Source organism: Streptomyces bluensis (assembly GCF_014650715.1).
Lineage (GTDB): Bacteria > Actinomycetota > Actinomycetes > Streptomycetales > Streptomycetaceae > Streptomyces > Streptomyces bluensis.
In genome coordinates this window covers 511,472-523,872 of sequence record NZ_BMVM01000004.1, presented here as the reverse complement: position 1 = coordinate 523,872, position 12,401 = coordinate 511,472, and the positions used below count along the sequence as shown (strand labels likewise).

General features: G+C 71.5%; 12 protein-coding genes and 1 rRNA gene. 11 read left to right on the top strand and 2 right to left on the bottom strand.

Annotated features, from left to right (window positions below):
* The first annotated feature begins 141 nt into the window (after positions 1-141).
* From rrf to IE262_RS15030, 3 genes are all read left to right on the top strand, one after another.
* Positions 142-258: ribosomal RNA gene (gene rrf / locus IE262_RS15040) — 5S ribosomal RNA — on the top strand.
* A gap of 274 nt (positions 259-532) precedes the next feature.
* Positions 533-1,549 carry a hypothetical protein gene (locus IE262_RS15035; protein WP_189874059.1) on the top strand — a complete coding sequence of 339 codons (1,017 nt, stop codon included), beginning with the start codon at positions 533-535 and terminating at the stop codon, positions 1,547-1,549.
* The gene (locus IE262_RS15030; protein ID WP_194506000.1) at positions 1,441-2,244 is read left to right on the top strand and encodes a tetratricopeptide repeat protein; all 804 of its coding nucleotides are present in this window, start codon (positions 1,441-1,443) and stop codon (positions 2,242-2,244) included. The genes IE262_RS15035 and IE262_RS15030 overlap by 109 nt, the downstream gene beginning before the upstream one ends.
* A 99-nt stretch (positions 2,245-2,343) precedes the next feature.
* Here IE262_RS15030 and IE262_RS15025 read toward each other — a convergent pair whose 3' ends face one another.
* Positions 2,344-3,639, bottom strand: a complete 1,296-nt coding sequence (locus tag IE262_RS15025) for a DUF1015 domain-containing protein (protein WP_189874055.1) — start codon at positions 3,637-3,639, stop codon at positions 2,344-2,346.
* 90 nt (positions 3,640-3,729) lie between these two features.
* Between IE262_RS15025 and IE262_RS15020 the strand changes: the two genes are divergently transcribed.
* Genes IE262_RS15020 through IE262_RS15005 form a run of 4 tightly spaced genes read left to right on the top strand, consistent with a single transcriptional unit; the run spans position 3,730 to position 7,857 of the window.
* Positions 3,730-4,758 carry an HAD hydrolase-like protein gene (locus IE262_RS15020; RefSeq protein WP_134040134.1) on the top strand — a complete coding sequence of 343 codons (1,029 nt, stop codon included), beginning with the start codon at positions 3,730-3,732 and terminating at the stop codon, positions 4,756-4,758.
* A 53-nt stretch (positions 4,759-4,811) separates the two neighbouring features.
* Positions 4,812-5,855, top strand: coding sequence for a FecCD family ABC transporter permease (locus tag IE262_RS15015; RefSeq protein ID WP_134040136.1), 1,044 nt, complete (start codon positions 4,812-4,814; stop codon positions 5,853-5,855).
* A 5-nt stretch (positions 5,856-5,860) separates the two neighbouring features.
* Positions 5,861-6,955: a FecCD family ABC transporter permease gene (locus IE262_RS15010; RefSeq protein ID WP_189874054.1), complete on the top strand. Its 1,095-nt coding sequence runs from the start codon at positions 5,861-5,863 to the stop codon at positions 6,953-6,955.
* An 11-nt stretch (positions 6,956-6,966) separates the two neighbouring features.
* Entirely contained in the window at positions 6,967-7,857 is an 891-nt protein-coding gene (locus IE262_RS15005; protein WP_229877268.1) for an ABC transporter ATP-binding protein, read from the top strand.
* A gap of 69 nt (positions 7,858-7,926) precedes the next feature.
* On the opposite strand, the gene IE262_RS15000 is transcribed toward IE262_RS15005, so the two are convergent.
* Entirely contained in the window at positions 7,927-8,274 is a 348-nt protein-coding gene (locus IE262_RS15000) for an SCP2 sterol-binding domain-containing protein (RefSeq protein ID WP_189874052.1), read from the bottom strand.
* A gap of 64 nt (positions 8,275-8,338) precedes the next feature.
* Here IE262_RS15000 and IE262_RS14995 point away from each other — a divergent pair, with 64 nt between their 5' ends.
* The 4 genes from IE262_RS14995 (at position 8,339) to recN (ending at position 12,322) form a co-directional block, all read left to right on the top strand.
* Positions 8,339-8,689, top strand: a complete 351-nt coding sequence (locus IE262_RS14995; protein ID WP_134040143.1) for a hypothetical protein — start codon at positions 8,339-8,341, stop codon at positions 8,687-8,689.
* A 7-nt stretch (positions 8,690-8,696) separates the two neighbouring features.
* Entirely contained in the window at positions 8,697-9,512 is an 816-nt protein-coding gene (locus IE262_RS14990; RefSeq protein ID WP_189874050.1) for a TlyA family RNA methyltransferase, read from the top strand.
* The gene (locus IE262_RS14985) at positions 9,509-10,414 is read left to right on the top strand and encodes an NAD kinase (protein WP_134040147.1); all 906 of its coding nucleotides are present in this window, start codon (positions 9,509-9,511) and stop codon (positions 10,412-10,414) included. The genes IE262_RS14990 and IE262_RS14985 overlap by 4 nt, the downstream gene beginning before the upstream one ends.
* Positions 10,415-10,579: 165 nt before the next feature.
* Entirely contained in the window at positions 10,580-12,322 is a 1,743-nt protein-coding gene (gene recN, locus IE262_RS14980; RefSeq protein ID WP_189874049.1) for a DNA repair protein RecN, read from the top strand.
* The last annotated feature ends 79 nt before the right edge of the window (positions 12,323-12,401 follow it).

Sequence of the window (12,401 nt, the reverse complement as noted above, 5' to 3'; positions counted from 1 at the left end):
AGGTGACTGGTACTAATAGGCCGAGGGCTTGTCCTCAGTTGCTCGCGTCCACTGTGTTAGTTCTGAGACAACGAACAGTTGTCGGCTTTGAGCAGAACAGACAATTGAAGAGTGTGCTTGTTCGCTCGAAACCAATAGGGTTTCGGTGGTCATAGCGTGAGGGAAACGCCCGGTTACATTCCGAACCCGGAAGCTAAGCCTTACAGCGCCGATGGTACTGCAGGGGGGACCCTGTGGGAGAGTAGGACACCGCCGAACAATCTTTGGAGGACCCCTGGTCCCAGCGTTCAGCTGGGACCAGGGGTCCTTTTGTTGTTTTGAATCGAACACAGGTCGGAGCGCACCGGGTACTCGGCTGCGCAAGAATGACTGCGGTACCGAAGACAGGAGTCCCCGATGTCCACCAACTCTCCCGACGAGCGACCGGAGCGCGATCAGCGCCGCCGGGACAGTGGTGACCGCGGCGACCGTGGCGGGTACCGAGGTGGCCCTCGTCGCGACTACGACCGCGGTGGTTATGACCGTGGCGGCTATGGGCGACGCGATGACCGGCGCGATGACCGGCGTGATGGTGACCGCGGTGATCGAGGCGGGTTCCGGCGTGATGACCGGCGTGATGACCGGCGTGGCGACGACCGTGGTGACCGAGGTGGCTTCCGCCGGGATGACCACCGCGGTGGCTACGGAGGCCGACGCGACGACCGTCGAGAAGGCGATCGAGGACCGCGTCCCGGGTTCCGCCGTGACGAGCGGAGTGACCGTGGCGAGCGCGGTGGGCTCCGGCGTGACGACAGCCGCGGTGGCGGTGGCTACGGAGGCCGGCGTGATGACCGGCGTGATGACCGGCGCGACGACCGTCGGGACGACCGGCGTGATGGTGACCGCGGTGATCGTGGTGGATTCCGCCGCGACGACCGCGACCGTGGATTCCGGCGTGACGAGCGTGGTGGCTTCCGCCGGGATGACAGCCGTGGCGGGTTCCGAGGGCGCGACGACCGGCGTGATGAGCGGCGTGACGATCGCAGGGATGACCGTCGGGACGACCGGCGTGATGAGCGGCGTGACGATCGCAGGGACGACCGTCGAGATGACCGGCGTGACGACCGGCGGGGCGGCGAGCGTTCCGGGTTCCGGCGTGATGAGCGGGGCGAGCACGGAGAGCGGCGGGAGCGGCCGGACCGTGGTGGCTACCGGCGTGACGACAGCCGCGGTGAGCGCGGTGGTTTCCGCGGCCGCGACGATCGTGGCCGCGGGCCCCGCAGTGATGACCGTGGCCGTGGACCCCGCGGTGACGATCGTGGCCGCGGGCCCCGCGGTGACGACCGTGCTGGTCGGCCCGGTCGTCCCGGTGGTTTCCGCGGGCGTGACGACGACCGGCGAGGGGGCGGGCGCTTCCGTGAGGACCGGGAGAGGGAGCGGGACCGCGAGCCGATCAAGCGGCTGCCGATTCCCGAGGACGTCACCGGTGAGGAGATCGACAAGGACGTACGGCAGGAGTTGCAGAGCCTGCCCAAGACGCTCGCCGACGACGTCGCCAAGAACCTGGTGATGGTCGCCAAGCTCATCGACGAGGACCCTGAGGCCGCCTACGGCTATTCCAGGGTGGCCCTGCGGCTCGCCTCGCGCGTCGCCGCCGTGCGGGAGGCGGCCGGCTTCGCCGCGTACGCGAACCAGAAGTACAGCGAGGCCCTCGCGGAGTTCCGGGCCGCGCGGCGCATGACCGGGAACATCGACCTGTGGCCTGTCATGGCCGACTGCGAGCGCGGGCTCGGGCGGCCCGAGAAGGCGCTGGACATGGCCGGAGCGCCCGAGGTGCACAAGCTGGACAAGGCCGGGCAGGTCGAGATGCGGCTCGTGGCGGCCGGCGCCCGGCGGGACATGGGGCAGCTGGACGCGGCCATCGTGACCCTGCAGAGCCCCGAGCTGGCCTCCAACTCCGTCCAGCCGTGGACCGCACGGCTGCGGTACGCGTATGCCGACGCGTTGCTCGCGGCCGGGCGTGAGGGCGAGGCGCGTGAGTGGTTCGCCAAGGCCGTCGAGGCCGACAAGGACGGCAGTACGGACGCCTCCGACCGGCTCGCGGAGATGGACGGCGTTGAGTTCGTCGACGCCCTCGACGAGAGCGAGAGCGAGAGTGAGGGCGACATGGGAAGCGGTCGTGAGGAGCAGACGGAGGGTCTCGGCGAGGAGCGTGGTGGTTCCGCCGCTTCTGCCGAGGGCCGTCCCGAGGACCGCGACAGCTGACAACCGGGACGGCTGATGTCGCGAGACGTGATGTCCGCGACTGGTGATGACTGAGACTGTAGGCGGGGCCCGTGACGTGCGGGTCCCGCCCTTCGCGTTTCAGATCTCCAGCGCTCTCAGCACCAGGCCCGACGCCGGCTTCGGGCCGAAGGACGTCGACTTGCGGGGCATGGTGACGCCCTGGCGGGCGAGGTCGCGGACGACATCCTCGCGGACGGGATGCATCAGCACCGCCGTGCCGCCGTCCCGCTCCGCCTTGGCGACGGTGGCCGCCGCGTCATGTATGTACGCGATGTGCGCGGGAGAGTCCTCCGGGATGTGCCACACGTGGTCGAGGAGTGCCGCGTGCAGCACCGTCGCGTCCAGGGTGCGCCAGGCCTCCGGTCGGTCGGCGGGGACCGTATGGTCCAGGAGGGCCGGGTCCGGGTCGTCGAGGAGGTGGAAGGCGCCGTCGCCGGCGAGCAGGAAGGCGTTGCCCGCGCGGGCAACCTCGGCCAGGGTCGCCAGGGCCTCGGAGAGCGGGACGTCGAGGCGGCGGACGCGGAAGTGGTCCGCTGCGGCCGAGAGCGCTTCCGGCACGGGGAGCCGGTGCAGGAGGCGGTGGATCGCGCGGACCCGGAGCGGGTAGCGCGCCGTGTCGACCAGCAGGACCAGGCCGTGGTCCCACGGGCTGGGGGAGGGGTGCTCCGCGCGTAGACGCAGGTATGTCGCCCAGCGGTGATGGCCGTCGGCGATGAGGGCCTGATGGTGGGCGAGGTCCGATCGGATCTCGGTGAGGTCGGCCGGGTCTGTCACGGCCCACAGGCGGTGGCCGAAGCCGTCCTCCGTGGTCGTCGACAGGAGAGGCGGGCGGTGGGCGGTGCGCTCGATGACGGCACTCGTGCCGGTTGCCGAGCCGTTGCCGCGGTACGTCAGGAGCAGCGGTTCGAGGTTCGCGCGGGTGGCGCGCATCAGAGCCGCGCGGTCGTCGACCACGTGGGGCATGACGTCCTCATGAGGGAGGACGACGCCGTCCGGCGGCTCCGACAGGCGGAGGGCGCCTATGACGCCGCGTTGCAGCATGCCGCCGCCGTCACGCTGCTCGTACACGTACAGGCCGGGCTCCTCGTCCGCGACCAGCACTCCCTCGGAGAGCCAGCGGTACAGGGTGGCCGCCGCCTGGTCGTTGCGGGCCGTGGGGGTGGGGGCCTGCGGGAGTATCAGGCGGACGATGTTGTGCGGGTCGGCGGACTGAAGGTGGTGCAGACCGTCGGGCCGTACGACCACGTCGTACGGCGGGGATGTCACCGCGGACAGGCTGCGGACTCGCTCGGGGGCGTAGCGCAGGCCCCGGAACGGGGACAGTTCGAGGCCACTGCGTGCCGGGGTCTCCTTCGCCGGACCTGCATAGTTCATTGAGGCATCGTATGTGTGTCAGTGGTATGCGCGATGATCGGACGGAGAGATCGAGGGATCGGAAACCGTTCGACCGAGGAGCGATGTGCAATGAGCCAGACCGTCAGGACGCGGCCTGAGGGGAGTGGGCAGCCCCTGAGCGAGGCGTACGACACGGCGCTGCTCGATCTGGATGGTGTGGTGTACGCGGGCGGGAGCGCGATCGCGCACGCCGTCGAGTCGCTCGGCACGGCCCGTGGGGGCGGGATGCACCTCGCGTACGTCACGAACAACGCGCTGAGGACGCCCGACACGGTGGCCGAGCACCTCACGGAGCTGGGCGTACCGACCGAGGCCGGTGACGTCATCACCTCGGCGCAGGCAGTGGCCCGGCTCATCAGCGAGCAGGTGCCCGCCGGGGCCCGCGTGCTGGTGATCGGCGGGGACGGGCTGCGGGTGGCGCTGCGGGAGCGGGGGCTGGAGCCCGTGGAGTCCGTCGACGACGATCCGGTGGCGGTGGTGCAGGGCTATGGCGGGCCCGATCTGCCGTGGGGGCGGTTCGCCGAGGCGTGCTACGCCATCGGACGCGGGGTGCCGTGGTTCGCGTCCAACACCGATCTCACCATTCCGAGTGCGCGCGGCATCGTCCCCGGAAACGGCGCGGCGGTGGAGGTCGTACGGATCGCCACCGGCGCCGAGCCGCAGGTGGCGGGCAAGCCGCTGACTCCGATGCACCGCGAGACGATCCTGCGTACGGGCGCCGAGCGGCCACTCGTGGTCGGGGACCGGCTGGACACGGACATCGAGGGCGCCTTCAACGGCGAGGTGGACTCGCTGCTCGTGCTGACCGGGGTCACCGACGGCGCACAGCTGCTGGCCGCGCCGCCGCGGCACCGGCCTACGTACGTCGACGCGGATCTGCGCGGGCTGCTCACCGGGCAGCCTGAGGTCGTCGAGGCGGGCGACGGGTTCCGCTGCGGTGGCTGGACGGCGACGGCCGGGAGTGACCGGCTGGAGCTGGACGGCGAGGGCGAGGTGCTCGACGGGCTGCGTGCGCTGTGTGCGGCGGCTTGGACGGCGGCCGGGGCGGGCTCGTGCGGGCTGGACGGAGGGAAGGCGCTGGCGCGGCTCGGGCTGTGAGAGCAAGCGGGGGCGGCATCGAGACAACGGCGAGGGTAGGTTAACCTAACCTGGTGTTCGTCGACAGTCCTCCTGAGCAGCGCGCGGTGACCACCGCCGCGCCCCCCGAACGTCGGGCGATACGGACCGTGGGCCTCCTCGTCTCCCTGGGGATCCTGGCCCTTGTCGCCCTGGCCAGCATCGCCATCGGCGCGAAAGAGCTCTCGCTGGAGCAGGTCTGGCACGGCCTGTTCGACGACACCGGGATGTACGGCGACGTCGTGGTCGGTGAGCGGCTGTCCCGCACTGTCCTCGGGCTGCTCGCGGGGGCCGCGCTCGGCCTGTCGGGCGCTCTGCTCCAGGCGCTGACCCGCAATCCGCTGGCCGACCCCGGGCTGCTCGGCATCAACGCGGGCGCGTCCGCCGCCGTCGTCACCGCCATCACGTTCCTCGGTGTCACGTCGCTGAGCGGCTATGTGTGGTTCGCGTTCCTCGGGGCGGCCGCGGTCGGGGCGCTGGTCTGGTTCCTCGGCGGCAGCCGGGGGGCGACGCCCGTGCGGCTGGCGCTGGCCGGTACGGCGATCACGGCCGCGCTCTACGGATACCTCCAGGCCGTGATGATCACGGACGGGGCGGCGCTCGGCAAGATGCGGTTCTGGACGGTCGGTTCGCTGGCCTCGGCGACCGACTCGACCATCACACAGGTCCTGCCGTTCTTCGGGGCCGGCCTGGTCCTCGCACTGTTCCTGGCCCGGCCGCTGAACGCCGTGGCCATGGGCGACGACACTGCCCGCGCGCTCGGCGCCAACCTTGGCCGCACCCGCGCGCTGTCGATGGCCGCCGCCACCGTGCTGTGCGGAGCCGCGACCGCCGCCTGCGGGCCGATCGTGTTCGTCGGGCTGATGGTCCCGCACGCCGTACGGTCCTTCACCGGGCCCGACCTGCGCTGGATCCTGCCGTACGCGACGATCCTGTCGCCCGTGCTGCTGCTCGGCGCCGACATCATCGGGCGGATGGTGGCGCGGCCGGCGGAGCTCCAGGTCGGCATCGTCACCGCGGTGCTCGGCGGCCCGGTCTTCATCCTTCTCGTACGGCGGCGGAGGACGACTCAGCTGTGAAGGTCATGGGCACACCCGCCATACGCAACGCCGAAGCAACCGGGCCGGGCACCCGCAGGGCCGCCCTGCGCAGCCGCGTCGTCCGCACGCCGGGCGGGCTCTCGGTGCGCGTGCACGTGCGGGCGTTCACCGTCGTCGTCGCGCTGCTGCTGGCCGCGTTCACCGCGAGCGTCGTCCTGATCGGCACCGGCGACTTCCCGATCCCGGCCGCCGACGTCCTTAGGACGCTGATGGGCAACGGCGACGCGGGCCAGGAGTTCATCGTCAACGAGCTGCGGCTGCCGCGCGTCCTCGTCGGGCTGCTGGTCGGTGCCTCGCTCGGCCTCGGCGGCGCGCTGTTCCAGTCCATCTCCCGCAACCCGCTGGGCAGTCCGGATGTGCTCGGCCTCGCGCAGGGCTCGACCGCGGGCGCGCTCGTCGTCATCGTGCTTTTCTCGGGCTCCGCCGGGCAGGTCACGGCCGGGGCGCTCGTCGGGGGCCTGGTGACCGGGCTGGCGATCTATCTGCTGGCCTGGAAGCGGGGCGTGCACGGGTACCGGCTCGTCCTGGTCGGCATCGGCGTGTCCGCGATCGTCACCGCGGTCAACGGCTATCTGATCACCAAGGCCGACCTGGTCGACGCGGCCCGCGCGGTCGTGTGGATGACCGGCTCCCTGGGCGGCCGTGACTGGTCCCAGGTCTGGCCGCTGCTCTGGATGTGCGCCGTCCTCGTACCGCTGGTGCTGGCGAACGCGCGTGGGCTGCGGATGACGGAGATGGGCGACGACGTGTCGTACGCCCTCGGGGTGCGCGTCGAGCGCCTGCGGATGCTGCTGATGGTGGCGGCCGTGCTGCTCACCGCCGGGGCGACCGCGGCCGCCGGGCCGGTCGGCTTCGTCACCCTGACCGCACCGCAGCTCGCCCGGCGGCTGACCCGCTCTCCCGGACCGAACCTCGCGGCGTCCATGTGCATGGGCGCGACGCTGCTGATCACCGCGGACTGGGCCGCGCAGCGGGCCTTCGGCGCCGACCAGCTGCCCGTGGGCGTGGTGACCGGGGTCCTCGGCGGTGTCTATCTTCTGTGGCTGCTGGTCACCGAGCGGAAGGCCGGGCGGATATGAGCCGGGCCGATATGTGCCGGACGGGTACGAGCCGGACGGATACGAGTGTGAACGAGAGCAACGACACGAGCACGAGGAGCACTGTGAACCGCCTGTCCGCCGAGAACGTCACCCTCGCCTATGACCAGCGCGTCATCGCCGAGCAGCTGTCGGTGGCGATCCCCGACAACTCGTTCACCGTGATCGTCGGCCCCAACGCCTGCGGCAAGTCGACGCTGCTGCGCGCCCTTTCACGGATGCTGAAGCCGTCCCAGGGGCGGGTGCTGCTGGACGGGGACGTCATCCAGTCGATGCCCGCGAAGAAGGTCGCCCGGACACTGGGGCTGCTGCCGCAGTCGTCCATCGCGCCCGACGGGATCACGGTCGGGGACCTGGTGGGGCGCGGGCGGTACCCGCACCAGGGGCTGCTGCGGCAGTGGTCGACCGAGGACGAGCGGGTCGTACGGGAGTCGATGGAGTCGACCGGTGTCGCCGAGCTCGCCGACCGCTACGTCGACGAGCTCTCCGGCGGTCAGCGTCAGCGCGTGTGGATCGCCATGGCGCTCGCCCAGCAGACACCGCTGCTGCTCCTCGACGAGCCGACGACCTATCTGGACATCCAGCACCAGATCGACGTGCTCGACCTGTGCGCGGAGCTCCATGAGGAGCAGGGACGCACGCTGGTGGCGGTGCTGCACGACCTCAACCACGCGGCCCGGTACGCCACCCACCTCATCGCCCTGCGCGGTGGTCAGGTGATCGCCGAGGGGGCGCCCACCGACATCGTCACGGCCGAGCTGGTCGAGGACGTCTTCGGGCTGCGCTGCCAGGTCATCGAGGACCCGGAGACGGGGACGCCGCTGGTGGTGCCGGCGGCACGTAAGGCCCGTACCCGGGTGGGTGCGGCAGAGGCGTCCGCCTGATCACAGAAGCTGATCAGAGAAGGGGATCACAGAAGGTGACCACGGAAGGCGATCAGAGAAAGAAACTGATCACAGGAGCTTCCTGAGGCGCACGAGGTCGAGCAGGCCCGCTTCCAGCCTGACCCGGCCTGAGCCCCAGGCCTTGGCGAAGTGGAGCTCGCCGTTGACCATGGAGACCAGGTCGTCCCCGGTCATCGTGAGGCGGATCTCGGCCCTCTCCGGCGGCGGCCCCTGGAGCGTGTCCAGCACCTCGATCCGGCCGTCCCTCAGCCGGCTGGCGAAGGTGACGTCCAGGTCGGTGATGTGGCAGCTCAGTGAGCGGTCGAGCGCGGCGGCGGTACGGACGTCGCCGTCGGCGCCCGCCAGGTTCTCGGAGAGCTTGTCGAGTGCGCTGCGGCACTCCTCAATCGTGGCCATCGCGATCGACGGTACCCCAGGGCTGCATCGACGGTACTCAGGGGCTTCGCGGTAGCGTCGGGGCATGAGCGACTCCGTGCCAGACGCCGAGGCCCCCGAGGAAGGGACCCCGGAGCCCGTCGTGCCCGAGCCTGAGCCGGAGGGCGAGCCCGCGTACGACCCGGCCGCCCCGGCCCCGCTCGGCGTGCCACGCACCCCCACCGGCAACGCCGACGTCGACGCGGCCCTCGACCGGCTGGGGGACGCCGACCACCTCGGCACCGACGGACACGTCGAGGTGTACGAGGATGTACACGGGGGGCTGCGGGACGCGCTGACCGCGCTCGACGCCCGCCCGGGACCTCCGGCGCCCGGGCGAGGCCCTTCGGGCCACACCACCCAGTCGGTACCCACACAGGACCAACACAGGAGCTGAACCACACGTGGCAGGAGTGGCACGCCGCCGTCTCGACGCCGAACTGGTGCGGCGGAAGCTCGCGCGCTCGCGTGAGCACGCGAGCCAGCTGATCGCCGCCGGGCGCGTGACCGTCGGCAAGACCACGGCGACCAAGCCCGCCACCCAGGTGGAGACCGCCGCCGCGATCGTGGTCGCACCGGACGACAGCGATCCGGATTACGTCTCGCGCGGCGGACACAAGCTCGCCGGTGCCCTGAAGGCGTTCGTGCCGCAGGGGCTGGCGGTCGAGGGACGGCGGGCGCTCGACGCCGGCGCGTCCACGGGCGGTTTCACCGACGTCCTGCTGCGGGCGGGCGCCGCGCATGTCATCGCCGTCGACGTCGGCTACGGACAACTTGCGTGGTCTCTGCGAAGCGATGAACGCGTCACCGTCAAGGACCGTACGAACGTACGTGAGTTGACGCTCGCAGCGATCGATGGGGAACCTGTGGATCTTGTCGTGGGGGATCTGTCCTTCATCCCGCTCGGCCTGGTGCTGCCCGCCCTGGTGCGGTGCGTGAAACCGGACGCCGATCTGGTGATGATGGTCAAGCCGCAGTTCGAGGTGGGGAAGGAGCGGCTGGGGAGTGGCGGAGTCGTACGCAGCCCGGAGCTGCGCGCCGAGGCGGTGCGCTCAGTGGGCGAGAAGGCGATGGAGTTGGGGCTCGGCGTGCGCGGCGTGACCGCCAGCCCGCTGCCCGGACCCTCGGGCAATGTCGAGTACTTTCTGTGGCTGCGAGCCGGGGCACCCGCGCTGGATCCGGCCGATGTTGACCGTGCAGTGGCGGAGGGGCCGCGTTGACGCAGAACCGAGCTCGTACTGTTTTCCTGCTGGCCCACACCGGGCGGCCGGCGGCCATCCGTAGCGCCGAACTCGTGGTCAAGGGGCTGCTGCGCTCCGGACTCGGCGTGCGCGTCCTGGAGTACGAGGCGCGCGACCTGCCGCTGCCGGACGAGGTGGAGCTGGTCAAGGAGGCCACTCCGCAGTGCCTCGAAGGGTGTGAGCTGCTCATCGTGCTCGGCGGCGACGGCACGCTGCTGCGCGGCGCCGAGTTCGCCCGTGCCTCCGGGGTGCCGATGCTCGGCGTCAACCTCGGGAGCGTCGGCTTCCTCGCCGAGGCCGAACGGGACGACCTGGACAAGGTCGTCGACCGGGTGGTGACCAAGGCGTACGAGGTCGAGGAGCGCATGACCGTCGACGTCGTCGTGCACCGCAACGGCGAGATCGTGCACACCGACTGGGCGCTCAACGAGGCCGCCGTGCAGAAGGCGGGGGCCGAGAAGCTCCTGGAGGTCGTGCTGGAGATCGACGGGCGGCCGGTGACGGGCTTCGGCTGCGACGGGATCGTGCTGTCCACGCCGACCGGGTCGACGGCTTATGCCTTCTCGGCCGGCGGGCCTGTGGTGTGGCCGGAGGTCGAGGCGCTGCTGATGGTGCCGATCAGCGCGCACGCGCTGTTCGCGAAGCCGTTGGTGACGTCGCCGGACTCCGTGCTCGCGGTGGAGGTTCTGCCTCATATTCCGCCGGGCGTGTTGTGGTGCGACGGGCGGCGGACTGTGGAGTTGCCGCCGGGAGCGCGCGTCGAGGTGCGGCGGGGGGCGGTGCCGGTGCGGCTCGCCCGGTTGCACCATGCTTCGTTCACCGATCGGCTGGTGGCCAAGTTCGCGTTGCCGGTTGCAGGGTGGCGGGGGGCGCCGCACTAGCGGATGCGCCGTGGGGGTTTGAGGGAGCTTCGGCGGCTGCGGGTTCGTTGTGGCTTGTAGCGCCCACGCGGCGCAGCCGCATATCGGTACCGTCCCGCGCCCCTTCAGGCGCGCGTCCCTCCCCCGGGTGACAGGGCACCTCGCACTCCTTGGCCTCGACCTCGTATGGTCTTCTCCGTGCTGGAAGAGATGCGGATACGGTCGCTCGGAGTCATCGACGACGCCGTCGTCGAGTTGTCGCCCGGGTTCACCGCCGTCACAGGGGAGACGGGCGCGGGCAAGACCATGGTGGTCACCAGCCTCGGCCTGCTGCTGGGCGGGCGCGCGGACCCGGCGCTCGTACGGATCGGGGCGAAGAACGCGCTCGTCGAGGGGCGGGTCAGCGTGCCCGTGGGCGCCTCGGCGGTCGTACGCGCCGAGGAGGCCGGGGCCGAACTCGACGACGGGGCGCTGCTGATCAGCCGTACCGTTTCCGCCGAGGGGCGCTCGCGGGCACACCTCGGCGGGCGTTCCGTGCCGGTGGGCGTGCTCGCCGAACTGGCCGACGAACTGGTGGCCGTGCACGGGCAGACCGACCAGCAGGGGCTGCTCAAGCTGTCCCGGCAGCGGCAGGCGCTCGACCGGTACGCGGGTGACGCGGTGACCGCCCCCCTCGCCAAGTACGCGGAGGCGTACCGAAGGCTGCGCGCCATCTCCGCGGAACTGGACGAGATCACCACACGCGCGCGTGAACGAGCGCAGGAAGCCGACATGCTGCGCTACGGCCTCGACGAGATCGCGGCCGTGGAGCCACGGCCCGGCGAGGACACGGAACTGGCCGAGGAGGCCGAGCGGCTGGGGCACGCCGAGGCGCTGGCGTCCGCCGCGACGGCCGCACACGCCGCTCTCGCGGGCAATCCCGAGGACCCGGAGGGCGTGGACGCCTCGACGCTCGTCGCGGGCGCACACCGGGCACTGGAGGCCGTACGGTCGCACGATCCCGCGTTGGCCGCGCTCGCGGACCGAATCGGCGAGATCGGGATCCTGCTGGGCGATGTGGCCGGGGAACTGGCCGGGTACGCCGACGACCTGGACGCCGATCCGCTGCGGCTCGCGGCGGTCGAGGAGCGCCGTGCCGCGCTGAACGCGCTGACCCGGAAGTACGGGCAGGACGTGGCCTCCGTGCTCGCCTGGGCCGAGCAGAGCGCCACGCGCCTCACCGAACTGGACGGCGACGACGAGCGGATCGAGGAACTGACCGCCGAGCGGGACGCGCTGCGGACCGAGCTGGGCGGGCTGGCGCAGGCCCTGACGGACGCGCGGACGGAGGCCGCCGAGCGCTTCGCGGCGGCCGTGACCGCGGAGCTGGCCTCGCTGGCCATGCCGCACGCGCGCGTGTCCTTCGCGATCCGGCAGACCGAGGACCCGGAGGGCGTCGAGGTCGGGGGGCGCGCCGTCGCGTACGGGCCGTCCGGTGCCGACGAGGTCGAGTTGCTGCTGGCGCCGCATCCGGGGGCGCCGCCGCGGCCCATCGCCAAGGGGGCGTCCGGTGGTGAGCTGTCGCGCGTGATGCTCGCGGTGGAGGTGGTCTTCGCCGGGACCGATCCCGTGCCGACGTATCTGTTCGACGAGGTCGACGCGGGCGTCGGCGGCAAGGCCGCGGTCGAGATCGGGCGGCGGCTCGCCAAGCTCGCCAAGAGCGCGCAGGTCGTGGTCGTGACGCATCTGCCGCAGGTCGCCGCGTTCGCCGACCGGCAGTTGCTGGTGGAGAAGACCAACGACGGGTCCGTGACGCGCTCCGGGGTGAAGGTGCTGGAGGGCGAGGAACGCGTCCGGGAGCTGTCGCGGATGCTGGCGGGTCAGGAGGATTCCGAGACGGCCAGGGCCCACGCGGAGGAGTTGCTGGCGACGGCCCGGGGCGACGGGTGAGGCAGGGCCTTCGGCTGCTTTGCGGCCGGGGGCTTGACCGCTCCGCGGTCCCGTGGTGTCACAACCGCTCCCGGTCCGG